This is a genomic window from Zestomonas carbonaria, assembly GCF_904061905.1.
Taxonomy (GTDB): domain Bacteria; phylum Pseudomonadota; class Gammaproteobacteria; order Pseudomonadales; family Pseudomonadaceae; genus Aquipseudomonas; species Aquipseudomonas carbonaria.
In genome coordinates, this window is sequence record NZ_CAJFCI010000016.1 from 97763 (window position 1) to 123382 (window position 25620).

Annotated in this window: 24 protein-coding genes and 2 pseudogenes; 10 read left to right on the top strand and 16 right to left on the bottom strand. The window is 65.1% G+C overall.

Annotated features, from left to right (window positions below; genetic code table 11):
- Positions 1-7: 7 nt before the first annotated feature.
- From PSEWESI4_RS02265 to PSEWESI4_RS02280, 4 genes are all read right to left on the bottom strand, one after another.
- Positions 8-424 carry a MaoC family dehydratase gene (locus PSEWESI4_RS02265; RefSeq protein ID WP_187669553.1) on the bottom strand — a complete coding sequence of 139 codons (417 nt, stop codon included), beginning with the start codon at positions 422-424 and terminating at the stop codon, positions 8-10.
- A gap of 10 nt (positions 425-434) precedes the next feature.
- A complete protein-coding gene (locus tag PSEWESI4_RS02270) occupies positions 435-872 on the bottom strand; it encodes a MaoC family dehydratase N-terminal domain-containing protein (RefSeq protein ID WP_187669554.1) in 438 nt (145 codons plus the stop codon).
- Positions 873-931: 59 nt separating this feature from the next.
- Positions 932-2116, bottom strand: a complete 1185-nt coding sequence (locus tag PSEWESI4_RS02275; RefSeq protein ID WP_187669555.1) for a lipid-transfer protein — start codon at positions 2114-2116, stop codon at positions 932-934.
- A gap of 254 nt (positions 2117-2370) precedes the next feature.
- On the bottom strand, positions 2371-3501 hold the full coding sequence (locus PSEWESI4_RS02280; RefSeq protein ID WP_187669556.1) for a CaiB/BaiF CoA transferase family protein: 1131 nt from the start codon (positions 3499-3501) through the stop codon (positions 2371-2373).
- Between the two features lie 212 nt (positions 3502-3713).
- Between PSEWESI4_RS02280 and PSEWESI4_RS02285 the strand changes: the two genes are divergently transcribed.
- A complete protein-coding gene (locus PSEWESI4_RS02285) occupies positions 3714-6386 on the top strand; it encodes a LuxR C-terminal-related transcriptional regulator (RefSeq protein WP_187669557.1) in 2673 nt (890 codons plus the stop codon).
- Positions 6387-6498: 112 nt separating this feature from the next.
- Here the strand turns inward: PSEWESI4_RS02285 and PSEWESI4_RS02290 are convergent, their stop codons facing one another.
- On the bottom strand, positions 6499-7059 hold the full coding sequence (locus PSEWESI4_RS02290; RefSeq protein ID WP_187669558.1) for a TetR/AcrR family transcriptional regulator: 561 nt from the start codon (positions 7057-7059) through the stop codon (positions 6499-6501).
- Positions 7060-7231: 172 nt separating this feature from the next.
- Between PSEWESI4_RS02290 and PSEWESI4_RS02295 the strand changes: the two genes are divergently transcribed.
- The 3 genes from PSEWESI4_RS02295 to PSEWESI4_RS02305 are packed head-to-tail and all read left to right on the top strand — an operon-like array spanning position 7232 to position 9803.
- Positions 7232-8029, top strand: coding sequence for a crotonase/enoyl-CoA hydratase family protein (locus PSEWESI4_RS02295; RefSeq protein ID WP_187669559.1), 798 nt, complete (start codon positions 7232-7234; stop codon positions 8027-8029).
- A gap of 6 nt (positions 8030-8035) precedes the next feature.
- Positions 8036-8935 carry an alpha/beta hydrolase family protein gene (locus tag PSEWESI4_RS02300; protein WP_187669560.1) on the top strand — a complete coding sequence of 300 codons (900 nt, stop codon included), beginning with the start codon at positions 8036-8038 and terminating at the stop codon, positions 8933-8935.
- A gap of 37 nt (positions 8936-8972) precedes the next feature.
- Positions 8973-9803, top strand: coding sequence for an enoyl-CoA hydratase/isomerase family protein (locus PSEWESI4_RS02305; RefSeq protein WP_187669561.1), 831 nt, complete (start codon positions 8973-8975; stop codon positions 9801-9803).
- Between the two features lie 27 nt (positions 9804-9830).
- Here the strand turns inward: PSEWESI4_RS02305 and PSEWESI4_RS02310 are convergent, their stop codons facing one another.
- The 6 genes from PSEWESI4_RS02310 to PSEWESI4_RS02335 form a co-directional block, all read right to left on the bottom strand.
- The gene (locus tag PSEWESI4_RS02310; RefSeq protein WP_187669562.1) at positions 9831-10505 is read right to left on the bottom strand and encodes a type 1 glutamine amidotransferase domain-containing protein; all 675 of its coding nucleotides are present in this window, start codon (positions 10503-10505) and stop codon (positions 9831-9833) included.
- A 24-nt stretch (positions 10506-10529) separates the two neighbouring features.
- Positions 10530-11567, bottom strand: coding sequence for an NADP-dependent oxidoreductase (locus tag PSEWESI4_RS02315; RefSeq protein ID WP_187669563.1), 1038 nt, complete (start codon positions 11565-11567; stop codon positions 10530-10532).
- Positions 11568-11868: 301 nt separating this feature from the next.
- Positions 11869-12453: a TetR/AcrR family transcriptional regulator gene (locus PSEWESI4_RS02320; RefSeq protein ID WP_187669618.1), complete on the bottom strand. Its 585-nt coding sequence runs from the start codon at positions 12451-12453 to the stop codon at positions 11869-11871.
- 149 nt (positions 12454-12602) lie between these two features.
- Entirely contained in the window at positions 12603-12953 is a 351-nt protein-coding gene (locus PSEWESI4_RS02325) for a hypothetical protein (protein ID WP_187669564.1), read from the bottom strand.
- A 74-nt stretch (positions 12954-13027) separates the two neighbouring features.
- Positions 13028-14587, bottom strand: a complete 1560-nt coding sequence (locus PSEWESI4_RS02330) for a GMC family oxidoreductase (protein WP_187669565.1) — start codon at positions 14585-14587, stop codon at positions 13028-13030.
- Between the two features lie 66 nt (positions 14588-14653).
- Positions 14654-15427, bottom strand: a complete 774-nt coding sequence (locus PSEWESI4_RS02335; protein ID WP_187669566.1) for an alpha/beta hydrolase — start codon at positions 15425-15427, stop codon at positions 14654-14656.
- 89 nt (positions 15428-15516) lie between these two features.
- Here PSEWESI4_RS02335 and PSEWESI4_RS02340 point away from each other — a divergent pair, with 89 nt between their 5' ends.
- The gene (locus PSEWESI4_RS02340; protein WP_187669567.1) at positions 15517-16956 is read left to right on the top strand and encodes an HD domain-containing phosphohydrolase; all 1440 of its coding nucleotides are present in this window, start codon (positions 15517-15519) and stop codon (positions 16954-16956) included.
- 94 nt (positions 16957-17050) lie between these two features.
- Here PSEWESI4_RS02340 and PSEWESI4_RS02345 read toward each other — a convergent pair whose 3' ends face one another.
- Both PSEWESI4_RS02345 and PSEWESI4_RS02350 read right to left on the bottom strand, forming a co-directional pair.
- A complete protein-coding gene (locus PSEWESI4_RS02345) occupies positions 17051-17638 on the bottom strand; it encodes a glutathione S-transferase family protein (RefSeq protein WP_187669568.1) in 588 nt (195 codons plus the stop codon).
- Positions 17635-18063: a VOC family protein gene (locus PSEWESI4_RS02350; protein WP_187669569.1), complete on the bottom strand. Its 429-nt coding sequence runs from the start codon at positions 18061-18063 to the stop codon at positions 17635-17637. Before PSEWESI4_RS02350 ends, PSEWESI4_RS02345 begins: the two co-directional genes overlap by 4 nt.
- A gap of 115 nt (positions 18064-18178) precedes the next feature.
- Between PSEWESI4_RS02350 and PSEWESI4_RS02355 the strand changes: the two genes are divergently transcribed.
- Together PSEWESI4_RS02355 and PSEWESI4_RS02360 are read left to right on the top strand one after the other, a co-directional pair.
- Positions 18179-19081, top strand: coding sequence for a LysR family transcriptional regulator (locus PSEWESI4_RS02355; RefSeq protein ID WP_187669570.1), 903 nt, complete (start codon positions 18179-18181; stop codon positions 19079-19081).
- Positions 19082-19306: 225 nt separating this feature from the next.
- Positions 19307-19522 carry a DUF6434 domain-containing protein gene (locus PSEWESI4_RS02360; RefSeq protein WP_187669571.1) on the top strand — a complete coding sequence of 72 codons (216 nt, stop codon included), beginning with the start codon at positions 19307-19309 and terminating at the stop codon, positions 19520-19522.
- 109 nt (positions 19523-19631) lie between these two features.
- On the opposite strand, the gene PSEWESI4_RS02365 is transcribed toward PSEWESI4_RS02360, so the two are convergent.
- Positions 19632-20834 carry an NAD(P)/FAD-dependent oxidoreductase gene (locus PSEWESI4_RS02365; protein ID WP_187669572.1) on the bottom strand — a complete coding sequence of 401 codons (1203 nt, stop codon included), beginning with the start codon at positions 20832-20834 and terminating at the stop codon, positions 19632-19634.
- 67 nt (positions 20835-20901) lie between these two features.
- Here PSEWESI4_RS02365 and PSEWESI4_RS02370 point away from each other — a divergent pair, with 67 nt between their 5' ends.
- The 3 genes from PSEWESI4_RS02370 (at position 20902) to PSEWESI4_RS02380 (ending at position 23867) form a co-directional block, all read left to right on the top strand.
- Entirely contained in the window at positions 20902-21903 is a 1002-nt protein-coding gene (locus tag PSEWESI4_RS02370) for a GlxA family transcriptional regulator (protein WP_187669573.1), read from the top strand.
- 216 nt (positions 21904-22119) lie between these two features.
- Entirely contained in the window at positions 22120-23436 is a 1317-nt protein-coding gene (locus tag PSEWESI4_RS02375; RefSeq protein WP_187669574.1) for a type II toxin-antitoxin system HipA family toxin, read from the top strand.
- Positions 23433-23867, top strand: coding sequence for a helix-turn-helix domain-containing protein (locus PSEWESI4_RS02380; RefSeq protein WP_235978865.1), 435 nt, complete (start codon positions 23433-23435; stop codon positions 23865-23867). The genes PSEWESI4_RS02375 and PSEWESI4_RS02380 overlap by 4 nt, the downstream gene beginning before the upstream one ends.
- A 112-nt stretch (positions 23868-23979) precedes the next feature.
- Here the strand turns inward: PSEWESI4_RS02380 and PSEWESI4_RS02385 are convergent.
- Positions 23980-24099: pseudogene (locus tag PSEWESI4_RS02385) on the bottom strand (ubiquinol oxidase subunit II); the annotation flags it as partial.
- A pseudogene (locus PSEWESI4_RS02390) lies at positions 24092-25357 on the bottom strand (molybdopterin-dependent oxidoreductase); the annotation flags it as partial. The pseudogenes PSEWESI4_RS02390 and PSEWESI4_RS02385, both read right to left, overlap by 8 nt.
- Positions 25358-25620: the final 263 nt, after the last annotated feature.

The following is a 25620-nucleotide window of genomic DNA, read 5'->3' on the forward strand; positions in this document are numbered from 1 at the left end:
TTGAATGTCAGGCCAGGGCGACCACGGCTTCGCCGGCGAGCTTTTCCTCGCCATGCTGGTTGCCGCAGCGGATTTGCAGACGGACGCGCTGCTCGCCGTCCGCTTCGAATTTCTCGGTGATGGTTCCGGTGCAGGTCGGGATGTGGCCGAGCTGGGTGATGCCGGTGAAGCGCAGTGCCAGGCTGCGGATCTGCGCCTGCGGCACCCACTGGGTCAGCAGGCGGCCAAGGTAGGCGGCCGACAACATGCCGTGGGCGAACACGTCGGGCATGCGCGCCTTGCGGGCGAAGTCGATATCGACGTGGATCGGGTTATGGTCGCCCGAGGCGCCGCAGTACAGGGCCAGGGTGGTGCGGTCGATCGGCCGCGGTTCGAGCAGCGGGATCTGGTCGCCGACCTGGACGTCGGAGTATTGAACGGTCATGGCGGGCTCCTTAGCGCTGCACGAGCGAGCAACGCAGGTCGGCGACATGTTCACCGTCCTGGTTGCTGACGCGGGTTTCGTTGACCACGAACTGCAAGCGGCCGCCGGCCTTCTCGTAGACATCGACGACCTTGCTGTCGAAGGTCAGGGTGTCGCCGGCCACGGCGGGCTTGTGGTAGGTGAACGACTGCTCGGCGTGGAGGATGCGGCCCAGGTCGAAGCCGTAGACGCGCATCTGCTCGACGATGTCGAGACCTTCGCCGGCCAGGCAGAACAGGAAGGTCGGCGGCACCGGCAGGGACTTGTGGCCGGCGGCCCTGGCGGCGGCTTCGTCGGTGTAGACCGGGTCGGTCTCGCCGATCGCCTTGGCGAAGAAGCGCAGGCGGCCCTTCTCGACCTCGACATGGGTCACTCCGAGCGAGCGACCGATCAGACTCTTGTCTGCCATTTTTCTTGTCTCTCTTGTGGTCTTGCGGGAAGGCGCGCCCGTAGCGGGCGTGCTGTGGATCAGCCGCGGCCGTACAGGGTGACGACGCAGGCGCCGCCCAGGCCCAGGTTGTGCTGCAGGGCGAGCTCCACGCCTTCGACCTGGCGTGCCTCGGCAGTACCGCGCAGTTGGTGGGTCAGCTCGTAGCACTGGGCCAGGCCGGTGGCGCCCAGCGGGTGCCCCTTGGAGAGCAGGCCGCCGGACGGGTTGGTCACCACGCGGCCGCCATAGGTGTTGTCGCCGTCGAGGACGAACTTCTCCGCGCCACCCTCCGGGCACAGGCCGAGGGCCTCGTAGGTGAGCAGCTCGTTGTGGGCGAAGCAGTCGTGCAGCTCGACGACGCGGATGTCCAGCGGGTCGACGCCGGCCTTTTCGTAGACCTCGCGGGCGGCACGCTGGGCCATGTCGAAGCCGACCATCTGGATCATCGACTCGGTTTCATAGGCGACCGGGCGGTCGGTGGTCAGCGACTGGGCGAGGATCGCCACGTCGGTGCGCAGGCCGTGCTTCCTGGCGAAGGCTTCCGAGCAGATGATCGCGGCGGCGGCGCCGCAGGTCGGCGGACAGGCCATCAGGCGGGTCATCACGCCGGGCCAGATCACCTGGTCGTTCATCACGTCCTCGGTGGTGACCACCTTGCGGAACACCGCCAGCGGGTTGTTGGCGGCATGCCGGCTGGCCTTGGCGCGGATCGCCGCGAAGGTCTCCAGGCGGGTGCCGTACTTCTGCATGTGCTCGCGGCCGGCGCCGCCGAACATCTTCAGCGCCATCGGCACCTCGACATCGCCGCACAGTTGCTCGGTGAGGGCCACGCCCTTGCCCATGACCGGCGGACGGTCCTCCCACTGGGCCTTCAGCGCGCCCGGCTGCATCTGCTCGAAGCCCAGGGCCAGGGCGCATTCCACCGCGCCGCTCTCCACCGCCTGGCGCGCCAGCCACAGCGCGCTGGAGCCAGTGGAGCAGTTGTTGTTGACGTTGACCACCGGTACGCCGGAAAGCCCCACTTCATAGAGGGCCGACTGGCCGGAGGTGGAGTCGCCGTAGACGTAGCCGACGTAGGCCTGCTGCACCAGGTTGTAGTCCAGGCCGGCATCCTTCAGCGCCAGGCGAGCGGCTTCGGCGCCCATCTCGATATAGCTGGCACTGGCCCCCGGCTTGGTGAAGGGAATCATGCCGACACCGGCGACGTATGGTTTCTGCGACATCACATTCTCCAATGAAATAAAACACTCGGGCCGCTCTGGATCGGCAATCGATGACCCCGCGAACGCCCGTCCATCCTTGCCAAACAGCGTCCGGCTGTACCCGCTCGGGATGAGGGGATGGGGGGTGGGGTGGGGCCGCCCGGGTGGCAGCCTCGCCGGCAAGAAAGGGGGAACCTTGGCCGGGTCCAGTGACCCAAGCGTTCGGCCCGTGAGACATCGGCCTCCTACGGAAAGCGCACGCTCCCGTAACGGGCTCAGTCGATGGCGCCGCCGTCGCGCAACGTCGCGATGTCGTCCTCGCCCAGCCCCAGCTCGCGCAGCACCTCCAGGGTGTGCGCGCCGTTGCGCACCAGCTCCCCGGCCTGCAGCGGCGTGCGGCTCAGGCGCGGCGCCGGTGCCGGATGCAGCACGCCGGCGGTCTCGACGAACAGTTGGCGGGCCCGGTTGTGCGGGTGGCCCGGCGCCTCGGCGAAATCGAGCACCGGCGCGAAGCACACGTCGGTGCCCTCCAGCAGCCGCGTCCACTCGTCGCGGCTGCGGCGCCGGAACAGCACCGCCAGTTTCTCGCGCAGGGCGGGCCACTCCCCGGCGTCCCACTGGTTCCGGAAGGCCGGGTCGTCGATCTCGCACAGCTCCAGGAGCAGCGCATAGAACTGCGGCTCGATCGAGCCGAGGGAGACGAACTTGCCGTCCGCGCAGGCATAGCAGCCGTAGAAGGGCGCCCCGCCATCGAGCATGTTGCTCTGCCGGGAATCGCTCCAGCGCCCCTGCTGGCGCAGTTCGTGGTACAGGCTGGTCAGCAGCGTCGTGCCGTCGCAGATCGCCGCATCCACCACCTGCCCCCGTCCCGACTGCCGCGCCTCGAGCAGCGCGGCCAGCACCCCGGCGACCAGGAACATGGCGCCACCGCCCATGTCGCCCAGCAGATGGAGCGGCGGGGTCGGCTCGCGGCCCGCATGGCCCATGGCGTGCAGCGCGCCGCTGAGCGCGATGTAGTTCAGGTCGTGGCCGGCGGCAGGGGCCAACGGGCCACTCTGACCCCAGCCGGTCATGCGTCCGTAGACGAGCGCGGGATTGCGGGCCAGGCACTGTTCCGGCCCGAGCCCGAAGCGCTCCATGACTCCGGGGCGAAAGCCTTCGATGAGCACGTCCGCGCCCTCGACCAGCTTGAGCAGCACCTCGGTGGCGCCCGGCTGGCGCGGATCGATGGCGATGCTGCGCCGGCCACGGCCGATCACGCTGCCGTCGGTATCGAGGAAACCGGCGACCCGCCTGTCGACCCGGATCACCTCCGCGCCCATGTCTGCCAACATCATGGTGGCGAAGGGCGCCGGACCGATGGCACTCATTTCGATGACTTTCACGCCTGCCAGGGGACCGGCCATGTGCTTTCTCGCTCTGTTGGAGGGCTGTCGAACCATGCCCCCGGCACAGGCCTGGGCGGCGGCTCGTCGATAGCGCTTGAACTCTTCCTGCCGGGGCAGTTATTGGTAAAAAACGCCCGGGCACGTTAGCCGGCCGGTCCTGGCCCGCCCCCACCCGGGTGGAGGTGAAATCCCCACCCCACCCTTCATCGAACAACGACAAGAGCCAACCGATGAGTCCGACGTCCCCGCTGATCACCACCAAGTTCGCGCCACCGCGCATCGCCAGCCAGGCCGTGCCGCGCGAGCACCTGCTCGAACGCCTGAACGGGGCGCAGGGCAGCCGCCTGGTGTTGCTGACCGGTGGTGCCGGCTATGGCAAGACCACCCTGCTGGCGCAGTGGCGCCAGGGCCTGGTGCGCGAGGGGGCGAGCGTGGCCTGGCTGTCGCTGGCGCCGGAAGATGGCACGCTCGCCGCGTTCGGCGCCCATCTGCTCGGTACGCTGCGACAGGCCGGCCTGCCTCTGGGGGACGAGCTCCTGGCGCTGCTCGCGGACGACCGGGAAGACGGCGCGCGCGCATTCGCGTCGGTACTGATCAACACCATCGCCCGCGCCAGCGGACGGCTGTTCCTGATCGTCGACGACTTCCACCACGCCGTGGCGCCGCGCATCGCCACGATGCTGCAGTTGCTGATCGACCGGGCCCCGACCAACCTGCACCTGGTCCTCGCGTCGCGCACCCAGCCGTCGCTCCTGCTGGGCAGGCTGCGCGGCATGGGCGACGTGTGCGAGATCGGCTGCGGCGAACTGGGCTTCAGCCACCGCGAGTCGCTGGCCTTTCTCAAGAGCGTCCTGGGCGACGACCTCGAAGCGGATACCGCCCACGCGGCCCACGACCTGACTGTCGGCTGGCCGCTTGGCCTGCAGATGCTGGCGAACGCCCTGAAAGGCCACCCGGACAGGAAAGCGATCAGCCCGTCGCTGCCCGACCCGTCGGGGCTGGGCGACTATTTCGCCGAGGAAGTGCTCGCCCCTCTGCCGGCGCCGCTGATCGGCTTCCTGCGGAAGATTGCGATACTACCGCGCTTCAACGCGGCCATCGCGGCCCATGTGACAGGCTCGCCCGACGCGGACGACCTGCTGGCGGAACTCCGGACGCGAAACCTGTTCGTGCTGCCGGATCAGGAAGAGCCCCAGTGGTACCGCCTGCATCCCCTGTTCGGCGCATTCCTCACCCGCTCGGACGCCTTGGCCGTCGAGCGCCCCGCCCTGCATCGCAGGGCCTCGCAATGGTTCGAGGAGGCAGGACGGATCACCGAGGCGGTGCACCAGGCCATCCTCAGCGAAGACCTGGACGTGCTCATCGGGTTGCTGGAACGCTCCCAGGGCGAGTACCACAGCATCAGCCATCTCAAGCAGTACCTCGACTGGCTGGAGAGCGTGCCGATGGAGCGCCTGGCCCGGCATCCCAGTGCCCTGCTCACGGGCGCCTGGACCTGCCTGCTGCTGGTCCAGACCGGCAAGGCGGAGACCTGGCTCGCTACGCTCGAGGCCAGCGAGACCGGCACGACCTGGACCCCGCACATCAGCCTGACCAAGGCCGTGATCGCCTTGCAGCGTGACGACCTGGCCCGCTGCTTCGCCCTGCTCGGCGCGCTGGAAGGCCGGCAGTTCACCCATCAGCCATACGAACAGGCCCGCAGCGCCATGTACCTCATATGCCTGGCGTACATGGGGCTGCACGACAAGGCCCGGCAATACTTCAATGCGCCCCGGACCAGCCCGCTGCACGCCAGCAGCGACGAGACGGCGCTGCTGTTCCAGTCCACGGGCGCCTACGCGGCGTTTCTCGAAGGCGACATCCCGGAGGCCGGAAGGCTGGCCAGCGAGGTGTTGCGCCGCGCCGAGCGGATTCATGGGCCGGGCTCCGTCAGCGCCTGCAACAGCGCCGTGGTCATGGCCACGGTGTTCTACGAGAGCGACCGCCTCGACGACGCGCGCGACGCGATCGGCAACCGCCTCGGCATGCTGCGCTTCTCCACCCCCTCCTACATGATTGGTGCGGCGCTCTGTTACGCACGCCTGCGCTGCCAGCAGGACGGTCCGCAAGGCGCGCTGAAATACCTGGCGAGGAAGATCGCCGGCTTCCGCGCCCTTGGTGTCCCCCGAGGGCTGGCGAACATGCTCACCGAGCAGGTGCGCATCCTGCTCGGCTGCGGCGACTGGCGACAGGCCGAGGGACCGCAGAAGACGCTCGACGGGCTGGCACAGGAGCATCGCAACCAGCAGACGCCCACCGATGCCGAGATCGTCGTGCTCGCCACGCTGTCCCGGGCGCGCCTGTCGCTGGCACGACAGGAGCCCGAACTGGCGCTACGACTGGTCGATAGCGTCCAGGCGATTGCCGACCGCTACCTGCGCGGCCAGTGGCAGGCACAGGTGGCGATGCTGCGTGCCCTGGCCCTGGACGCGCTCGGCCGACGGGACGAAGCCATGCGCCTGCTGCGCGAACTCCTCGACCTGGCCTGCCGCAAGGGACTGATACGCACCTTGCTGGATGAAGGGAAACCGCTGCGCGAACTGCTGCTGCACCTGGATTGCCAGGACGACGCCGTGCTGGAGAGTTTCCGTCTGCGCCTGGCCAACGCGCCCTTGCAGGCCAGCCCCGGCGCCGCGCCGAGCGCCCAGTCGCCCGGCATGACGGACAGCGGCCTGCTCACCAGGCGGGAACAGGAAATCATCGGGCTGCTGGAACAGTCGATGTCCAACAAGCGAATCGCCCAGGCGCTCAACCTGAGCCTGGAGACGGTCAAGTGGAACCTGAAGAACATCTACGCCAAGCTGGGTGTCGCCGGACGCTACGAGGCGATCATCGCCGCCCGCCAGCAGATGGAGGACCACTGAACGTGACCGGGTGCTTCCGGCGCCGCTTTTTGTAGGAGCGAGTGCCCGCCATGGCCGAGAGGACCGGGCTCCGGCATGGCATCGGGATACTGGTCGCAAGCACAGGAGCGGCTCAGGGCTTGAGCTGATTCAGTGCACGCTGGGTAACCGCATCGATGTAGGTGGAATCGCCATAGATGCGGGCAAGCAGGATGGCTCCCTCGAAATCCGCCACCAACTGGCGTCCCAGTTCACGTGCCTCCTCCTCTCCGAACTTGCCGAGGTAGAGGTGTGTGAACGCCCGCGCCCAGTCATCGAGGAAATGGCGGATCGGCGTCATGAGCTCGCTCTTTCCATAGGTCGCGTCGACGGCGACCACCCCCATCAGGCAACCGATGGCGTCATCCTGGAACAGCTTGCCGGCCTTCTTTCCCATCTTCGAGAGCCGCTCCCGGGGGGCAAGGCTTTCGTCGAACGCGATGGAGAACAGCGTCTGGCCGATACGCTGGTGCGTCCATTCCAGGACGTCCCGGAGCAGCGATTCCTTGTTCGGATAGTGGTGATAGAAGGACGCCTTCGTCAGCCCGCACGCCTCGGACAGCGCATCCATGGTGGTGCCGTGATAGCCGAAGCGCTTGAACGTACTGGCACAGCGCTGGAGAAGCTCATCGCGGGAAATTTTCAACGGGCGCACGGGGAGTTCCTGCTCTCGATCAAGGCCGTTGATTCTATGTCATAAGCCTATATGCCTCAATTTGACGGTTACCGAATGTTTGTTTAGTTTCTGCAAACCGAATGATCGGTAAGTAACTGAAAAGCCCCCGTGGAACTGCCATTCCACCATCCGCAACCAGGAGAACAGGTCAATGAGTGAAGCCAACAGCGGGCCGGGCCGCGTCACCCGCGAACAACGTGGTCATCTGTTTCTGATCGGCCTGGACAGGGCTGGCAAACGCAATGCCTTCGACAGCGCGATGCTGACGGACCTCTCCCTGGCCATCGGCGAGTACGAACGCGACGACGAGCTGCGCTGCGCCGTGCTGTTCGCCCATGGAGAACACTTCACCGCGGGCCTCGACCTGATGGAACTGACCCCGAAGCTCGCCTCCGGTGGCTTCAAGTATCCCGAAGAAGGCATCGACCCCTGGGGCGTATCCAAGCCGCGCCGGACCAAGCCCGTGGTGGTTGCCGTTCAAGGCACCTGCTGGACCGCCGGCATCGAGCTGGTGCTGAACGCCGACATCGCCATCGCCGCCAGCAATGCGCGCTTCGCCCACCTTGAAGTGCTGCGCGGCATCCCGCCGTCGGGCGGCTCCACCGTGCGCTTCACCCAGGCCGCCGGCTGGACCGACGCCATGCGCTACATGCTCACCGGAGAGGAGTTCGATGCGGAGGATGCGCTGCGCATGCGCCTGCTCACCGAAGTGGTCGAACCCGGCCAGGAGCTGGCTCGCGCCCTCGAATACGCCGAACGCATCGCCAAGGCGGCGCCACTGGCGATCAAGGCCACCCTGCAGTCGGCCTTCCAGGCCCGCGATGAAGGCGACGATGCCGCACTGTCGAAGCTCAATGAACTGCTCTTCACGATCATCCGCAGCGAAGACGTCCGCGAGGGAGTGATGGCGATGATGCAGAAGCGCGCCCCCGTGTTCAGAGGCCGTTGACGCTCGATGAAATCGATACCGAACCACACCGAACAGGACAACAGGGCGGAAAACATCGTCCTGACCGCCCGCGACGGGTACCAACTATCCGCCTACCGCTATGCGGCCCATGGAGAGATCAAGGGTAATCTCATCATGGCCGGCGCAACGGGCGTTCGACAGCTCTTCTACCGCCGCTTCGCCGAGCACGCCGCACGGCGGGGCTTCAACGTCCTCACGCTGGATTACCGGGGGATCGGAGAGTCCAGGCCGGCTACGTTGAAGGGCTTCCACATGTCCTACCTGGACTGGGCCTACCAGGACCTGGCCGCCGCCGTGGACCTGCTGGGCCAGGAGAGCCTGCCGCTCTACTGGGTCGGCCATTCGTTCGGCGGCCACGCGCTCGGCCTGCTGCCCAACCACGACCGGATCGCCGCGTGCTACAGCCTGGGCAGCGGCGCTGGCTGGAGTGGCTGGATGCCGAAGACCGAAGCCATCAAGGTACGCCTGCTCTGGACCTTCATCCTCCCGGTGATCGTGTCCTGGAAGGGCTACATGGCCTGGAGCCTGCTGGGCATGGGCGACGACCTGCCCCTGGGGGTCTACCGGGACTGGAAGCGCTGGTGCACCTTCCCCCACTACTATTTCGACGATCCCGACATGGCGCATGTGTCCGAGCGCTATGCCGAGGTGCGCACGCCATGCGTCTTCGCGACATCGGTGGATGACCCCTGGGCCCCTCCCCGCTCGCGGGACGCCTTCGCCAAGGGTTACCGCAACGCGCCGCTGGTCACCCGGGACCTTCAGCCTCGACACGGTGACGAACCGATCGGGCACATGGGCTACTTCCGCGCGAACGCCCAACCGCTCTGGGATGAGATCCTGCAATGGCTTCTGAGGCATTCTCCGAAAGCGGCCCAATCATGAGCACGCACCCGACAACAAGAACAAGAGGAACCCGAGCATGGCATTCACCGAAATCACCTACGAGGAACACGACCAGGTCCGCATCATCCGCTTCAACCGCCCCGAAAAGCGCAACTGCATCGGCCCCACCACGCACCGGGAACTGATCGAAGCCTGGACGCGCTTCAAGGATGACGACCAGGCCCTCGTGGCCATCATCACCGGCGCCGGAGACAAGGCTTTCTGCGCTGGCGGCGACCTCGAAGCGGGCCTCGACCTGGTGCCCTCGACAGCGGAAGAAATCGCCGCGCACGACCGGGGCGAGCGCCCGGGCATCCTCGGCCCCAGCCGCTGGACCGACCTCTACAAGCCGGTGATCGCCGCCGTGAACGGCGCGGCCTATGCCGGCGGCCTGGAATGGGCCTGCTTCGCCGACATGCGGATCGCCGAGGAGCACGCCTCCTTCGGCGTGACCTGCCGGCGCTGGAACATCGGCCTGGCGGACGGCGGCAGCCAGCGCCTGCCGCGCATCGTGGGGCTGGGACGGGCGATGGAATTGATCCTCACCGGGCGCGTCATCTCCGCCACGGAAGCCCTGAACATCGGCCTGGCCAACGAAGTGGTCCCGAAAGGGCAATCCCTGGAGCGTGCCCTGCAACTGGCACGCTACCTCTGCACCCTCCCCCAGCCAGCCTTGCGCACGGACAAGGAAGCCGCCATCCGGGGCTTCGGCCAGCCGCTGGCGGAAGGCCTGCGCATCGAAGCCGAATGCTTCAACCGCTCCATCCACCACCCTGAAACCCTCGAGGGCCTGCGGCGCTTCCGCGAGCGCGACCACCCCGACCGTGTTCCCGGCCAGGCCAGCACGCCCGGCCTGGTCAGGGATTGAGGAGAGGAGAACGGCGGGGCCGGCTCGTCAGATCAGCTTGAGCAGCGCCTCGGCGGTCCCGTCCGAGGAGGCGGGGTTCTGCCCTGTCACCAGGTGTCCGTCGACAACCACGTGGCTCTGCCAGTCGGCCGCTTTCGAATACTGCCCGCCATTCGCGACCAGCATGTCCTCGACCAGGAAGGGCACCACGTCGGTGAGTTGCACCGCAGCCTCCTCCGCATTGCTGAAGCCGGTCACCCGCTTGCCTTCGACCAGCGGCCGACCGCCGGCGGCCCTGGCATGGCGGAACACCGCCGGGGCGTGGCACACCGCGGCCACGGGCTTGCCGCTGTCGTAGAAGGCCTCGACCAGGGCGATCGACCGGGGATCCTCGGCCAGGTCCCACAATGGGCCATGACCGCCCGGATAGAACACGGCGTCATAGTCGCCCGCCTCGACGCTGGCCAGCGTCAGCGTGTTGGCCAGCTCCGCCTGGGCCTCGGGGTCCTTGCGGAAGCGTTCGGTGGCGGCGGTCTGCGCGCCCGGGTCGTCACTCTTCGGGTCCAGCGGTGGCTGCCCGCCCTTGGGCGAGGCCAGGGTGATCCGCGCCCCGGCGTCCTTGAACACGTAGTAAGGCGCGGCGAATTCTTCCAGCCAGAAGCCGGTTTTCTTCCCGGTATCGCCGAGCTGGTCGTGGGAGGTCAGTACCATCAGGATCTTCATGAATTCACTCCTGTCTGCCTGGGGTCAATCGTCGGCGCCGACACGGATCACCAGCTTCCCGAAGTTGTGTCCCTCGAGCAGGCCGATGAACGCCTGGGGCGCGTTCTCGAGTCCGTCCACCACCTCTTCCCGGTACTTGATGCGGCCTTCCGCGAACCAGGCCGACATGTCCTTGTAGAACTCGTCGTAGCGATGGCCGTAGTCGTCGAAGATGATGAAGCCCTGGATCCTGATGCGTTTGCGCAGCACGGTACCCATGAGCAACGGGAGACGATCCGGGCCAGCCGGCAACTCGGTGTCATTGTAGTGGGCGATGATTCCGCAGACCGGTACGCGGGCCGAGGTGTTGAGCAGCGGGAAAACGGCGTCGAAGACCTTGCCGCCGACGTTCTCGTAGTAGATGTCGATGCCGTCGGGACAGGCCTTGGCCAGTTGCTCGGCGAAGTCCGTCGCGTGGTGATCCAGGCAGGCATCGAAACCCAGCACCTCGACCGCGTGCCGGCATTTCTCCGCGCCGCCGGCCACGCCGACCACGCGGCAGCCCTTGAGTTTGCCGATCTGTCCCACGGTGGCGCCGACCGGCCCGGTGGCGGCGGCCACCACCAGGGTCTCCCCGGCCTTGGGCTGGCCGATGTCCAGCAGGCCCATGTAGGCGGTGAAGCCCGGCATGCCGAGCAGCCCCAGGGAATAGGACGGATGCTCGGGCGCCGCGCCCAGGCGGGTCAGGCCACGGCCATCGGACAACGCATAGTCCTGCCAGCCGTTGGCGGACAGCACCCAGTCGCCCACGGCGTAGTCCGGATGGTTGGAGGCAACCACACGGCTCACGGTGCCCCCGACCATCACCCCGCCCACTTCCACCGGCGGGGCATAGGAAGGTGCATCGCTCATGCGACCGCGCATGTAGGGATCAAGGGACAGGTAGACGGTGCGCAGCAGCACCTGCCCGGCGCCCGGCTCGGGAACCGGGCCCTGCTCGATACGGAAGTTGGCCCCGGTGGGCGCGCCATGGGGACGCGAGGCCAATACGATGCTCCGGTTGATCTGCTTCGATTGGGACATCTTCATGCTCCTGACTAGGGAAGGTTTGGAGAATCCGCCGACTGACATGCAGATGAACGAGCTTGCGCTCATCCAGCACCGTCATGCCGTGCGCCTCGAGTTGCGCCACCAATGGCGCGATGGCCTCCTGGCCAAGCTGGTAGCCGAGCAAGCGAGTACGGGTGGGATTGTCGAACTCGAAACCGGGCAATCACTCCTTCGCTTGCAAAGCCCACTTCATCGTCGAATTTATTAGACCAGTCGACTAGGAAAAGCTTCAAAAATACCCGCCGGTGATAGGCGGGTATAGGAATATCGGTCGTCAGGCGCCAAGCATGGTCCGGGTGGTCGCCATCGCCTCTTCCATTGGCCGGCCGTTGCGGTGCAGCTTGCTCAGCAGGCTCGCTCCCAACCAGAGCTGGTAGAGCGCGCTGGCCATCTGGCGGGCGTCGCCCTGCGGCAGGGAGCCGTCAAGCTGCCCTTGCTCGATGCAGGCGGCGATGCGCTCGATGATCCGCTCGGTCCCGTCGCGCAGGGTGATGCGCATGGCCTCGGACAGGTCGGCAACCTCGGCGCTCAGTTTGACCACCAGGCACTTCTGCTCGTCGCCGGGCTCGCAGTAGACGTCCAGCCATTTCTGCCAGTACCCCATGAGCCGCTCGCGGGCGCTCTGTCCCGGCGCGGCGAAACGCTCGTCCATCTCCGCCAGGTAGCCCCGGAAGTAATCCTCCAGCAAGGACTGGCCGTACTGCTCCTTGGACTTGAAGTAGTGGTAGAACGAGCCTTTCGGCACGCCGGCCGTCTGCAGGATCTCGTTAAGGCCAACGCAGGTGAAGCCCTTGCCGACCATCATCCGGTGGCCGGTATCGAGCAGGTGCTGGCGAGTATCGTCGTAAGTGGCTTTCATGGCGTGGAGGATAGCCATGAATTAGACCAGTCGTCTAGAAGATATTTGCAGGCACCTCGTCATAAGCACGCCAGAGAGAGGGGCAGGCCGGAAGGGTCGTGGGACTGCCGACAGCGAGCGAAGATCAGGAACCGCCTGGGCTCGCGCCGTCAGAGCTCGGCAGAGACCGACACCGACTGGCCGCTTATGACAGCCGACACCGTCATGGCCGTCGTGAAATACATGGGCAAGCTTTCCAACTGCGAACCGTCGGAATAAGTCACGATGAACCTTATCGCGGACTCGCCACGGACGTTGAATGTGCGCTTGCTTCCTGGCTGAAGATCCCCCAGCTCCCGGTGATGATCGCCCCATCGCGCAGTGACCTGCACGGTGGCGCCCGAGTTGTTTCTGACGATCATGGTCGGCGTCGCCCAGTACACAGCCGCGGCAGCCAAGGTGAATATGCTCAGCAGCGCGGCCAGTAGGGCGAACGCGATGTGTTCAAGTCCAAATTTCATATCGTTCCATCGATGAAGCGTTCCGCAGTGGTGCCCGCACCAACCACTGCGCCAATCTGGTACGGGCCAAGAACTCAATCCGGGAAGCCATGGGCGGTGAGAATGAGATCTGCGGCGCGCTCGCCGATGACGACACATGGAGCCATCGTATTGCCGACGGTAATCCGCGGCATGATCGACGCATCCGCGACCCGCAGCCTCTCGATGCCATACACCCTGAGCTGGTGATCGACCACCGACCTTGCATCCCGGCCCATTTTCGCGGTGCAGGACTGATGCCAGTAGGTCACTGCCGAATTCCGGATGAACTGCTCCATCGCGCGGCGTTCCCGCTGCCCGGGAACGACCTCTCGCTTTACAAGCCTGCCGAAGGCCCCGTGGTTGCCAAGCTCCCTGCACAACTCGATCGAAGCGAACGCGGCGGCCATATCCTCAGGGGCGCCAAGCGAATTCGGCTCGATGAGCATGTTGTCCAACGGACCGGGGCCCGAGAGGCGCAAGCGCCCTCGACTGATTGGCCTGGCCAGGCCTGCGAACATCGTCCAGCCATGCTCCGGCGGCTGAATGCCGACCTCGGGCGGTGAAGGTACCGGAAATTCAAGCTGGCACTGCAGCAGGTCAGGGGCGTCCAGGCGGGCATCGCTTTTCCAGTACAACGTGGCTTCACATCCACCGCCACCTACTGGCTGAGGTTGCAGATACTCCCAGGTACAGCCGAAGGCCACATGGTCCTGATGATTCTGCCCCACGCCAGGCAGATGATTGATCAGTTCGATCCCGTGGGCGCGTAATTCTTCTTCCGGTCCGATCCCTGACTGCATGAGTACCTTCGGCGTATTCACGGCACCCAGCGACAGGACGACTTCGTTTCCAGCGTAGAAACATTGCCGCTGGCCTTCGATAACCACCTCGACGCCAATTGCCCTTGTCCCCCTGAGCAGTACACGGGCCACCAATGCACCGGTCAGGATCGTCAGGTTCGGGTAGTGCAGGCGCGGCCCGATATAGGAGTCATACACGGACTCCCGCTTGCCCTGGTTGATGCGCAGATCCGTGATCGCGACGCCGCCCGGGCCTTCCATCATCTCGCCATTGGGACTGTCGAATCTGGGGATGCCCAGCCGGCTGGCCGCCTCCAGCGTTGCACGGGCGAGCGGCTGGGGCATGGCTGGCTGCGCGACGTATACAGGTCCTCCCGAACCACGACGCACCGCATCGGGGCTGCCTTGCCAATTCTCGATCCGGCCGTAGTAGCCCAGCACCGAATCGTAGCCCCATGCGGGATCGCCGGACTCGGCAGCGAAGTGGTCCCAGTCCGATCGGTGCCCGCGTGCCCAAACCATCACATTGATGCTTGATCCGCCACCGAGTCCCTTGCCCATGTTCAAGGACAGGCGACGGCCGTTCAGGTGGGGATTGGGTTGCCCCACGAACGCCCAGTCGCGCTCCGAGCCCAAGTTCGAGGGCCACTGCGCAGGATCAGCCACCTCGGGGCCGGTGCAGTCACTGCCTGCCTCGATCAGCAAGACCCGGGCGTCCTGCTGGTCGGCAAGACGGGCTGCGACCACGCAACCCGCCGTGCCTGCTCCACACACGATGAAATCGTAGTTCCGATCACACAGAGGATGATTCATGGGGCAAATCCGTATCGATGCAGAGAGTGGAACCGGCCATGTCAGTGAGCAGACCAGGCTTACCCATCACTGCTCGCCGACGCTGCGTACCGCCTCGAGAATCACCTCGGCCACCTCGGAAGGCTGCGACTGCTGTGGAACATGGCTCGTGCGCAGCTCGGTCAACTTGGCGCCGATACGCTTCGCGGTGGCCCGCTGCACCTCGGGGTGGATCATGCGATCGTCGGTGGCGAGTACGTACCGGGAAGGCTTGGTCTTCCACGCCGCGACCGTTGTCCTGTCATCGAAGGCCGAAGCCTTGATGGGGCCTTGCGTCGCGGCCATGACGGCTGTCTGTTCAGACGGAAGGTCCTGGGCGAAGTCCTTGGCCATGCCTTCCGGCGTCAAGTAGATGAAACCACTGCCGTCTGTGATGAGCTGGCTCAGGCCCGGAGGAGTGGGAGCGCCCCTGCCTTGTTCGCCGCTGGTCTGCCCGGCATCGGGGGCAAAGGCTGCGACATACACCAGGGCGCTCACTTTCTCGTGGTTGCCTGCCTCGCTGATCACTGTGCCACCCCAGGAGTGACCGACCAGAACCACCTGGCCCTGCTGGTTATTCAACGCTCTTTGCGTAGCGGCGACGTCGTCGGCAAGGGAGGTGAGAGGGTTCTGCACCACCGTAACCTCAACCCCTTCGGCCTGAAGGAACGGCACTACCTTGGCCCAGTCGGAGCCGTCGGCGAATGCCCCGTGTACTATCACCACGGAAGGCACTGTATCTTCGGCCTGACTGACGCTCGCGATGAATGTGCTTGCCAGGGCGAAGGCGACGGTGACGATTTGCGATCTGAATGTTTTCATTGGATGAACTCCTATGTCGGGAGCTCAGATTTTGCTGACAGGCCTACTCAGCGGGTATCGGTCATTTATCCGACCCTGGTTCTTTTGCCATGGACAACGCGCAGCGATGCGACATCTCATTGAATGGAGCGCTCGGGGCCATCTCCCAGGTCGGTGACCTGAGCATGGGGCAACCACTCGGGCACTCCAGGCGCGTTGCCAGGTTGGCCCGGATGCTGGCGCAAGCCGGGCATGGCAAGGGCGACCACCTGGCGGTGGCGGAGCAAGTCGCCTTGCTGCGTTGGTCCGGCTGCACCGCTAACGCCGAAGGTTTCGCCCATCTGCTGGGTGACGACGTCAATGGCCGCCGCGCGATGCTCGACCAGACGCTGGGAACCGAAGATATGAAAGCGGTGCACCAGGCGACTTCGCTCGCCGTCGTGCACTGCGAGGTGTCTGGCGAAATTGCGAAAATGCTCGGGCTCGATGCGGCTGTCGAGTCAGCGCTGCGTCGGGTATTCGAAACCTATGACGGGACCGGCCGACCGTTGGGTCTGACCCATGAGCACATTCCGGAAGCGGCCTATCAGGTGGTGCTTGCCGGTGACCTGGAGATCCTCAGCCGAGCCCATGGTTTGGACGCGGCGCTGAGCTGGATCAGCGATCAGTCCGATCGACGCTATCCCGCATCCCTCGCAGCAATGCTCGTGCGCAATGCCAGGGACTGGTTGGCGGATCTGGAGGCCACTTCCGATGCGATAGCGGACTCCAGAGCCGAAAGCCCAGTGTCGCTGACACTGGTGGGGGATGTGATCGATCTGAAGTTGCCCTGGCTGGCTGGTCATTCGAGGCAGGTGGCGCATGTCGCCGTAGAGTCGGCACGCTTGTGGGGGCTGCCTGAGACAACCATGAACGAGATTGGAAAGGCCGCGCTGATTCATGGTCTCGGGCGGGCAGCAGTATCCAATAGCCTTTGGAATACCGCAGGCCCGCTGCCATACGGCGCAGCGGAGCGGATACACCTCGTACCCTACTGGACGCAGAAGGCATCAAGACAAATCAGTGAACTGGCCGCACCGGGAGAGATTGCCGCCCATGCTTACGAACGGCTCGACGGTAGTGGTTACTATCGAGGCGCGCCTGGAGGCTCCTTGTGCTCAGAGCATCGGTTGCTCGCCACCGCCGTAGCCTGGGTTGCGTTGAGAGGAGCCAGGCCCTGGCGGCCAGCCTATACCGAATCGGAGGCGGCGAGACTGCTCAAACAGGAAGCCAGCCGCGGACTATTCGACGGCGAAATCTGCGAAGCGGTGATCGCTGCCGCACGTGGCGAACGCAGGCTCCCTCAGCCGAAGAGTACTTTGCTCACCCCGCGAGAGTGTCGCATTCTCCAGGAAATCAGCCATGGCGCCAGCAACAAGCAGGTGGCGCATCGTCTGGATATCAGCCCGAGCACTGTCCGCACCCACGTGGAAAGCATTTTCCGTAAGCTAGGTTGCTCCACCCGAGCGGCTGCCACCTTGAAGGGACTGACGCTGGGTTTAATCTCCTGATACCGGGCATCTGCGGGCGACGACCCTCGGGCTGAATCAGCCATCAGAGGTATTCCCGTTGGATAGATCGCGCCCTGGCCAGCCGCGGCTCCGGTCAAGGCTTGGGCAAATAACCGGGCAGCGCCTCCAGCCGCGTCATCCAACGAGCGATGTGGCTGTACGGGCCGAGATCCACACCACCTTCCGGGGCCAGCGCAACGTAGGGGTAGACCGCGCAATCGGCGATCGAGGGCCTTCCGATCGCCAGCCAGTCATGGCGCTCCAGGTGCTTGTCGAGCAGCGCGAGAACCGCTGGCGAGCTCGCCAGTGCCACCGACTGGTCCAATGGGTACCCGAACTTCTGCACCAGCCGGGCGGCACACAGACTGTGCTGGACCTCGTTGGCGGCGAACGAGAGCCACTGGACGATCTCGGCCTGGCCCCGGGGATGAGCCGGCCACCACGCCAGGCCACCGTATACGCCGGCCAGGTAGACGAGGATGGCCTGCGAGTCCCGGACGACGTGCGATCCGTCCTCTAGAATCGGTAGCTGCCCCAGGGGATTCAGGTCTGCAAGCGGTGGCTGCTTGTGCGCCCCGCCCAGGAAATCCACCGGCTCTATGTCGAGTTCGATGTTGGCCAGGGAGGCGAAGAGCCTCACTTTGTAGCAGTTTCCGGACGCTTCCAGATCGTACAGTTTCATTGCGCATCTCCATTGATGAGCTGATTGAATTCGAGGACATTGCCATCGGGGTCGCGGATGAAAAGCGCGATTCGCCTCGGACCGATGTGGTGCGGCCCCTCCGTGACGACGATCCCCTGCTCGTCCAGCCAGGCCTCGAGCGCATGAAGATCATCGACGATGAAGGCCGGGTGCGTGACGCCGGGAAGCTTCACCGGCGCATCCAGCAGGACGTTGTGGGCGTCGGGCACCCGGGCGCCGTTGAAGATCAGGTTGATGCGCACACCGTCCGGGCTGAGCATCTCGTTGGCCTCGAACAGCGGAAAACTCGCGCTCTCCACGAAGCCGAGCGCCTGGTAAAAAGACATCGCCCGGTCTTTGTCGCTGACACGGATTCCGATGTGATCGTATGCAATGATTCGGGCAGGGCTTGGTCGTTGGTTCATGTGCTTGGAACTCCGGCTGGCATCTGTCCCTGGAGTTTCCACCGGCGCGGGCGTTGCACCTATGCCGCGAACCTGACAACACCTATGCAGCAATCGCACAGATCGAAGGATGGCAATGGACAGGCTCAAGGCGATGGCCAATTTCGTTCGGATCGTAGACTGCGGCAGCCTGAGCTCGGCGGCGGATGCGACGGGCCAGTCCGTCGCATCGCTGGTGCGCTCGCTGGCGGCCCTGGAGCGCTACCTGGGGGTTCGGCTGCTGAACCGCAGTACCCGGCGCATGGCCCTGACCGACGAGGGCGAGGAGTACCTGGCCTGGAGCCGGCGCATGCTCGCCGACTTCGATGACATGGAACGGCGCCTGGAGGGGCGCGATGGCATCGCCCGGGGCCTGCTGCGGGTGACGGCGCCCGTCGAGTTCGGGCAACGCTACGTCGCGCCGATCGTGAACGCTTTCCTCAAGGAGCATGGGGAAATGGCGGTCGAGCTGAACCTCAACGACCAGATCGTCCCCCTGCTCGATGAACGCCTCGACCTTGCACTGCGCATCGGCCATCTGCCCGACTCGGCCATGGTGGCGCGGAAGATCGGCGCGACCCGGCTGGTAACCTGCGCAAGCCCGGACTACCTGCACAGCGCCCCCGCCATCGATACGCCGGAAGCGCTGCAGGAGCACGCCTGCATCACCCAGGCCTCGCAAGGCCGGCACTGGCACTACCGGCACGCGGGAAAAGAACAGGTCGAAGCCATCGCGCCGAGGCTGGTGTGCAATCAGGTTCGCGCCGCCAGCCTGGCCTGCGTGCAGGGCTTGGGCATTACCCGCTTGATGCATTATCAGGTGGCGGATGAACTGGCCGACGGTCGCCTGGTCAGGATTCTCAGGGATTTCGAACCCATGGATCTGCCGATCCAACTGGTCTATCCGCACGCCCTGCAGCTCTCGCCGCGCGTGAGGGCGTTCGTCGAGTGGGCATGTCCACAACTGGAAAAGCTCACGCCCAATCCCGATGGCGGCTAGCTTTCGCGCGCAGCCAGAAGCGGACCTGCCGCAGCCCCGCCTCGGTTCGTGTACCGGGTCGACAGCCATCGGACGAGTCATGGGCCAGCCTCTCTATCTGGCAGACAACGCCGAGGCTCGATAGCCACGCACCTTTCGGCCAGGATCGGCACCGAAGTGGCTCCGTTCGCCCGGAAACGCGCTATAACTCAGCTCCTTCATGACCATCCCGATGAGGAAGCGCAAATGGCCTTTGACTGGCACAGCGACCCGATCACACGGAGCACCGATGTCTGCGATGGCTACAGGAATACGCAGAACGTCCGGCGGTTCCTGATCGAGCAGTGCGGAGCGGACTTCAAGTTCGACAGGGCATTCATGGCCTGGATACGCAATGGAGCCCCCAAGAACATGGGGGACGTCGCCGACGAGTGGCAACGTCGCCGTCGAGGAGTGGCTTGATCGAATCGGTTCGTCGCTCGGTGCGCGCTACTGCAACCACCGAGCGAGAGGAGAAATACGTGCCGACGGCCAGGACTACCCGGCCCGTCAGCACGTATCGGCTATCGCCTCACGCCACCGGGATCGACGGATCGGCGGCCGCCAGGGCGGCGGCGCGGTCCGCTGCCGGTGGGTAGATCCACAGGGTGTTGATCTGCGTTTTCAGCGTCTTGGCTTCGGCGCCGACCAGTTTCTGCTGGCGGTCCCAGCCTTCGGTGTACACCGCGCCCCAGGCGCCCAGGTCGAGGCAGGTCACGTACTTGGGCTGGCTGTAGACCCGTGGCGCCACGCCGATCAGGTCGGCGGCGGCGTTGTTGCCGGCGTGGCGGCCCAGCGGGATGGCGTGCTGGCAGGACATGACGCTGAAGTTGCCCAGCTCGTCGGTGGCGGCGCGGGCGGTATCGCCGGCGGCATAGACATCGGCCAGGCCCTCGACCTTCAGGTAGCTGTCCACCTGCAAGCGGCCCGAGGCGTCGCGCGGGGCAGGGATCTGCTCGGTGAGGCCGCTGGCGCGGAAGCCGACGGTCCAGATCACCGTGCCGGCATCGATGCGCTGGCCGTCGTCGAGCACCACGCCCTGGGCGTCCACCGCGGCGACCGAGCGCCCCAGCCGCCATTCGATGCCCAGTTCGCGGGAGGCTTCGAGGATCGCGGGGCGAATGCCGTCGCCCAGTGCCGCGCCGACCTGCGCCCCGCGGTCGACGACGATGACCCGGATATCGGCATCCTCACCCAGGATGGCGCGCAGGCGCGCGGGCAGCTCGGTGGCGGTCTCTATGCCGGTGAAGCCGCCGCCGGCGACCACCACGGTATTGCGGGCGGCGGATTCCGGTTGGCCGGCCAAGGCGATCAGGTGCTGTTCGAGACGCGCGGCCTGTTCGATCTGGTCGACGTCGAAGGCATGCTCGGCGAGGCCCGGCACCGGCGGGCGGGACAACTGGCTGCCCGAGGCGAGAATCAGGCGGTCGTAGTCCAGCGTGGCTTCGTCGCCCTCGGCAGTACGGTAGGTGACCTTGCGCCCCTCGGTATCGATGTTCAGCGCCAGCCCCTGGACGAAATCGACGCCGGTGGCGGCGAACAAGTCCAGCAGCGGAGCGCGCATACTGTGCACGTCGGGTTCATAGAAGCGCGGACGGATACGCAGTTCGGCCTGGGGCGCGAGCAGCGTCACGCGCACGTCGCTGCGGCCATGCTGGTCGAGCAGACGCACGGCGCTCAATGCGCTCCACAGCCCGGCGAACCCAGACCCTATGATCAATATGTTGCGTTTCATGATGGCTCCCGGCATACGCCCACTTCGCTTGACGAAACCATGCTAGGACCGGAAGAGTTTTCCACAAATGACAGATACCCCTGAATTCATGCCAGCCACGCCGCGCACCATTCTGTTCGTCGCTTACCCACAGGTGGGCCTGCTGGACCTGACCGGCGCGCAGACAGTGTTCTGGGCCGCCACCAAGGCCATGCGCGAGCGCAACCTGCCGGGCTATGAACGCTTGACGGGCAGCCTCTCGGGCGGCTCCGTACAGACGGCGGAAGGCCTGACGGTGGAGACCCAGCCACTGGTCGGCTTCGCCATGGAGACCGTCGACACGCTGATCGTGCCGGGCTCACCGGAGATCGAGCAGGTGGTGGAAGAGTCGGGCGAACTGATCCGCTGGATCGCCGACAACTCCAGGCGGGTGCGACGCACCGCGTCGGTGTGCAGCGGCACGTTCCTGCTGGCCGAGGCCGGGCTGCTGGAGGGCAAGCGCGCAGCGACCCATTGGGCCATGTGCAACCGGCTGGGTGCGCGCTTCCCCTCCATCGAAGTGGATAACGATTCGATCTTCGTCCAGCAGGACAACGTCTGGACCTCCGCCGGCGTCAGCGCGGGGATCGACCTGGCCCTTGCGCTGGTGGAAGCCGACTGCGGCCGCGAGGTGGCGATGCAGGTGGCACGGGAACTGGTGGTGTTCCTCAAGCGCTCGGGCGGACAGGCGCAGTTCAGCGAACTGTTGCAGGCCCAGAGCAGGGATGCGGCGGTCTTCGACGATCTGCACCGCTGGCTCGCCGACAACCTCGGCCGCCCGAACCTCGGGGTGGAAGCCCTGGCCGAGCAGTGCCACATGAGTCCACGGAATTTCTCCCGACTGTACAAGCAGAAGACCGGCCGCTCACCGGCCAAGGCGGTGGAGATCTTCCGCCTGGAGGCGGCGCGCCGGCTACTGGAAGACTCGGAACGCAATATCACCCAGATCGCCCAGGAGTGCGGCTTCGGCGACGAAGAGCGGATGCGCGCGACCTTCCAGCGCCATCTGGCGATCTCGCCCCGGGATTACCGCAAGCGCTTCTCGCGGTAGCGTCGGAGGAAGTGTTTCGGGGAAGAGTTCATTCTTCTCTCCGGCATCCGCCGCGGGTCGATTACGTCCTGCCCAATCACGTCCGTAGAGCAGATAAACCAGCATCATAGTACCGAAACCATGCTCTATTGCCGCAACAACCGGCATCATATTGCTGGAAACGAACAGGTAGGCCACAATATCCGGCACCATAATTCCGACTAGCTTGCGCACACCATGCCAGGACATCTCACGATCCAGACTTATGTTGAAGGCCAATGGCACGATGCAATGGTGCTTTCTGTGTCGAATCTACAGAAGGTCGAGGAGTCGCAGTGCAGCGTGTCTTACGAGCAGAAGTACCTGGTCGACTTCCTCGACAAGCTGGAGACGCTGTTCGAGCCGGCCATCAGCGTGAACCTTCCGTTGAACTGGAACCATGTCGATAGCCAAGGGTATCCCCCATTCGTCTACGACATCATTCCGGCTGGCGCCGCCCGGAAGTCGCTGCAGAACCGGTTCGGCGGCGAAAAGCCCGATGGGATGGACATGGACTTTTTCCTTCTGGGCCGCTGCACGCCCTCTCCCATCGGGCACTTACGCGTGAAGGAGTCTTTCGAGCATATCGATCAGACGCGTATGGAGGCCTTCCCTCGCCAGGAGGTTGTAGACAGAACGAACGACTTCCTCGAGTACGCTTATGAATCTGGCGCTGCGCTGGGCGGAGCGACGGGCGCTCAGGGAGAGGCTCCGAAGCTGATCATGGTCGAGGGGGAGGATGGGGCTCTTTATGCCGACGCCATGCTTCCTGACGAGCTTGCGCGCCGCCATTGGCTGGTGAAGTTCGCTCGCAACCAGGTTACCGAGCGCGACAAAAATATCCTGCGGGCCGAGTACCACTACTACAAAGCGATCTCTCAGCTCGGCTTGAACACTATATCCACGGATGGACTTGTGCTTGAAGAAGCCGATAAGCCGAGCCTGTGGATGCCACGCTTTGACCGGCGAGTCGACGACGGCGTGGTGGAAAGGATCCCGGTCGAGTCGACCTATTCGGTGTGTGGGAATACCCAACCTGGTTCGAAGATGAATCATGAGGACGTGCTCGGCCGCCTGATCTACCTGTGGCGTACGAATGGGCAGGACGGAGAGCTCGAGGAACTGGTTTTCGAGTACCTGCGGCGCGACCTGCTTAACCGTATCCTCGGGAACTCCGACAACCATGGGCGCAACATGGCCATTTTCCGGTATCGGGGCAGATTCGAGCTGGCGCCGATCTACGACCTCGCTCCGATGGTGCTCGATCCGCAAGGGGTCACTCGAGCAACCAAGTGGGCGTCCGAGCATATGGGAAGTCCGGACTGGCGAACGATCTGCGGGGCCTTCCAGGACCTGGTCAGCCCTGACGTGCTCTTCGAGCGTCTGCTCGGGGCAGCAGAGACGTTCCGGGCCTTGCCGGATCTGCTGGTCGATCTTCCAGAGGAAGTGAGGCGCGCCCAGTCCATCCCACTGAACAATCTGGACAGGCGCTTGGTTGAATGGAGGCTTCGATGAAAGCGATCACCAACGAACAGCGCAAGAAGCTCATTGACGACATCTTGATGCAGCACGAGATGGGCAACGAAACCCTGGGAACCTCTATTCGCAGGCTACGGCTCGAGGTAACCGGATTCGACCAGGACACCTTCGCCGCCATGTGCAACATGTCGACCAAGAGCCTGTACCAGATCGAGAAGGACAAGGGTAATCCGACCATCAGCACCATCGAAGCCATCCTCAGGAAATTCGGGTTGCGCCTGGGACTGACCACGGCGGCCAGAACCACTTACACGCCGCCGCTCGGGCAGCACAAACCTGTCTCCAAAACGCCTGCTCGCGGCACCAACCCTCAACGGAAGTACGCGGGACAGCTCAGCAGAACCACTAATCTGCGGGCGTCTACAAAGGCCAGGATCAAGGGTGACGACAAGGGCCCGACCGAATAAGTGATGCCCTGTCCCGGAACTGGCAGTCAAGAGCCACTGCCCCGCTAGCGCTTGCACGAACGGACATGCGGACAAAGGCTCATCCTGACGGGACGAGCCCTGAATATCGCCCTCAGTGATACCCATCCCCAACACGCACCTTGCCGCGGAACACGTAGTAGCTCCACACGGTGTAGGTCAGGATGATCGGCAGGATGAACAGCGTGCCGATCAGGGCGAACAACTGGCTGGTCGTCGATGCCCATGGTGCGGTCGCCCTGCACGTTGCTGTGACCGCGCACCGGGGACAGCCCGGCGCCCGGACGGCCGACGTTGCCGCGCAGCAGTTGCAGGTTGATGACTTCCTGGATGGTCGGCACCGAGTGACGGTGCTGGGTCAGGCCCATGGCCCAGCACATGATCACCCGTTCGGCCTTGCGGTACATGCGCGCGGCCAGCTCGATCTCCGCCCGGCTCAGCCCGGACTGCCCGACGATGTGCTCCCAGTTCGTGGCGTCCACCTCGGCGAGGTACTGGTCCAGCCCGCTGGTGTGCTCGGCGATGAAGGCATGGTCGAACACCGGCGGCTCGCCCTTGGCCTGGGCCTCCCGCTCCCACTCCAGCAGGCATTTGACCATGCCGCGGAACATCGCCATGTCGCCACCGAGGGCCGGGCGGAAGTACGCGGTGCTGGTGGACTCCGAGCCGTTGGAAAGCATCTCGATGGGATGCTGCGGATGCTGGAAGCGCTCCAGGCCGCGCTCCTTCAGCGGATTGATGCAGACCACCTGGGCGCCCCGCTCCACCGCTTCGCGCAGCGGTTCGAGCATGCGCGGGTGGTTGGTGCCGGGGTTCTGGCCGATGACGAAGATGGCGTCGGCCTCGGCGAGGTCATCGAAGACCACCGTGCCCTTGCCGACCCCGAGGGTTTCGGACATGGCGATGCCGCTGGCCTCGTGGCACATGTTCGAGCAGTCCGGGAAGTTGTTGGTGCCGAAGGCGCGCACGAACAACTGGTAGAGGTAGGCCGCCTCGTTGCTGGCCCGGCCGGAGGTGTAGAACTCCGCCTGGTCGGGGGATTCGAGGCCCTTCAGGTGCCGGGCGACCAGGGCGAACGCCTCGTCCCAGGTGGTTTCCACGTAGTGGTCGCTGGCCGCGTCATAGCGCATCGGGTGGGTCAGGCGGCCCTGGTACTCCAGCCAGTAGTCGCTCTGGTCGCACAACTGGCTGACGCTGTACTTGGCGAAGAACGCCGGATCGACGCTGCGGCCGGTAGCCTCCCAGTTCACCGCCTTGGCGCCGTTCTCGCAGAACTTCACCAAACCGCTTTCGGGCGACTCGCCCCAGGCGCAACCGGGGCAGTCGAAGCCGCTGTCCTGGTTGGTCTTGAGCATGGCGCGGATGTTCTTCACCGCGTTCTCGCTGCCCAGCCAGTTCTTGGTGACGCTCTTCAGCGCGCCCCAGCCGGCGGCGGGGCCGTTGTAGGGCTTGATGTGGTCATCGAGGCTCATGGGGGTTCTCCTTGTCGCAGCACGCAGGGGCGACCCGGTTCCAGGTCGTGCAGGTTTCCCGGCCGGCCCTCCTCCCGCGCCTTTCTCCGGGCCGAAGAAGCCCGTGGCGGCCGTTCGCGAGCGAAGTCGCGGACAACCACCTGGGTCGGCGTCGTGTGGGGGCGTATTCGGGGAGTGTCGAATCGGCCGTGGAAACCTGGGTTCGTATTCAGGCTATGGCCGTTCGCCCAGGGCGTCCAATCGCAATTAATGACGACTTGATC

Excerpts from the sequence above, each read along its gene's own strand:
- PSEWESI4_RS02265 (WP_187669553.1), bottom strand. The coding sequence starts at position 424 with ATGACCGTTCAATACTCCGACGTCCAGGTCGGCGACCAGATCCCGCTG.
- PSEWESI4_RS02270 (WP_187669554.1), bottom strand. The coding sequence starts at position 872 with ATGGCAGACAAGAGTCTGATCGGTCGCTCGCTCGGAGTGACCCATGTC.
- PSEWESI4_RS02275 (WP_187669555.1), bottom strand. The coding sequence starts at position 2,116 with ATGTCGCAGAAACCATACGTCGCCGGTGTCGGCATGATTCCCTTCACC.
- PSEWESI4_RS02280 (WP_187669556.1), bottom strand. The coding sequence starts at position 3,501 with ATGGCCGGTCCCCTGGCAGGCGTGAAAGTCATCGAAATGAGTGCCATC.
- PSEWESI4_RS02285 (WP_187669557.1), top strand. The coding sequence starts at position 3,714 with ATGAGTCCGACGTCCCCGCTGATCACCACCAAGTTCGCGCCACCGCGC.
- PSEWESI4_RS02295 (WP_187669559.1), top strand. The coding sequence starts at position 7,232 with ATGAGTGAAGCCAACAGCGGGCCGGGCCGCGTCACCCGCGAACAACGT.
- PSEWESI4_RS02300 (WP_187669560.1), top strand. The coding sequence starts at position 8,036 with ATGAAATCGATACCGAACCACACCGAACAGGACAACAGGGCGGAAAAC.
- PSEWESI4_RS02305 (WP_187669561.1), top strand. The coding sequence starts at position 8,973 with ATGGCATTCACCGAAATCACCTACGAGGAACACGACCAGGTCCGCATC.
- PSEWESI4_RS02310 (WP_187669562.1), bottom strand. The coding sequence starts at position 10,505 with ATGAAGATCCTGATGGTACTGACCTCCCACGACCAGCTCGGCGATACC.
- PSEWESI4_RS02315 (WP_187669563.1), bottom strand. The coding sequence starts at position 11,567 with ATGTCCCAATCGAAGCAGATCAACCGGAGCATCGTATTGGCCTCGCGT.
- PSEWESI4_RS02320 (WP_187669618.1), bottom strand. The coding sequence starts at position 12,453 with ATGAAAGCCACTTACGACGATACTCGCCAGCACCTGCTCGATACCGGC.
- PSEWESI4_RS02325 (WP_187669564.1), bottom strand. The coding sequence starts at position 12,953 with ATGAAATTTGGACTTGAACACATCGCGTTCGCCCTACTGGCCGCGCTG.
- PSEWESI4_RS02330 (WP_187669565.1), bottom strand. The coding sequence starts at position 14,587 with ATGAATCATCCTCTGTGTGATCGGAACTACGATTTCATCGTGTGTGGA.
- PSEWESI4_RS02335 (WP_187669566.1), bottom strand. The coding sequence starts at position 15,427 with ATGAAAACATTCAGATCGCAAATCGTCACCGTCGCCTTCGCCCTGGCA.
- PSEWESI4_RS02340 (WP_187669567.1), top strand. The coding sequence starts at position 15,517 with ATGGACAACGCGCAGCGATGCGACATCTCATTGAATGGAGCGCTCGGG.
- PSEWESI4_RS02345 (WP_187669568.1), bottom strand. The coding sequence starts at position 17,638 with ATGAAACTGTACGATCTGGAAGCGTCCGGAAACTGCTACAAAGTGAGG.
- PSEWESI4_RS02350 (WP_187669569.1), bottom strand. The coding sequence starts at position 18,063 with ATGAACCAACGACCAAGCCCTGCCCGAATCATTGCATACGATCACATC.
- PSEWESI4_RS02355 (WP_187669570.1), top strand. The coding sequence starts at position 18,179 with ATGGACAGGCTCAAGGCGATGGCCAATTTCGTTCGGATCGTAGACTGC.
- PSEWESI4_RS02360 (WP_187669571.1), top strand. The coding sequence starts at position 19,307 with ATGGCCTTTGACTGGCACAGCGACCCGATCACACGGAGCACCGATGTC.
- PSEWESI4_RS02365 (WP_187669572.1), bottom strand. The coding sequence starts at position 20,834 with ATGAAACGCAACATATTGATCATAGGGTCTGGGTTCGCCGGGCTGTGG.
- PSEWESI4_RS02370 (WP_187669573.1), top strand. The coding sequence starts at position 20,902 with ATGACAGATACCCCTGAATTCATGCCAGCCACGCCGCGCACCATTCTG.
- PSEWESI4_RS02375 (WP_187669574.1), top strand. The coding sequence starts at position 22,120 with ATGCCAGGACATCTCACGATCCAGACTTATGTTGAAGGCCAATGGCAC.
- PSEWESI4_RS02380 (WP_235978865.1), top strand. The coding sequence starts at position 23,433 with ATGAAAGCGATCACCAACGAACAGCGCAAGAAGCTCATTGACGACATC.